The organism is Onishia niordana, assembly GCF_004798965.1.
Taxonomy (GTDB): Bacteria; Pseudomonadota; Gammaproteobacteria; order Pseudomonadales; family Halomonadaceae; genus Onishia; species Onishia niordana.
In genome coordinates this window covers 1-434 of the sequence record NZ_SDSD01000024.1, presented here as the reverse complement: position 1 = coordinate 434, position 434 = coordinate 1, and the positions used below count along the sequence as shown (strand labels likewise).

1 protein-coding gene is annotated in these 434 nt (G+C 42.4%); it reads left to right on the top strand.

All coding sequences use genetic code 11. The features are described 5' to 3' along the window. The coding region (locus tag ETC27_RS17810) for a formate--tetrahydrofolate ligase (protein WP_136256057.1) at nucleotides 1–434 on the top strand (434 nt) is incomplete at both ends.

Sequence of the window (434 nt, the reverse complement as noted above, 5' to 3'; positions counted from 1 at the left end):
AACTTTACGGAAAATATAAAGCAAAAATACCACTCGAAAGCCTTAAAAAGTTTGAGGATAATGCTGAGGGAAAACTTGTCTTGGTTACATCCATTAACCCAACTCCTGCTGGTGAAGGAAAATCAACGGTGACAGTTGGACTAGCAGATGCCTTTGCACGCTTGAACCAAAAGGTAATGGTGGCGCTACGTGAACCTTCATTGGGCCCTGTGATGGGGATAAAAGGTGGTGCAACAGGTGGAGGATATGCTCAAGTTCTTCCGATGGAAGATATTAACTTGCATTTCACAGGCGATATCCATGCCATGACAACAGCGAATAATGCTATTGCAGCACTTTTAGATAATCATATCTTCCAAGGAAATACTCTAAACATCGATAGTCGTCGTGTTGTTTGGAAACGTGTCTTAGATATGAATGACCGCGAGCTTCGT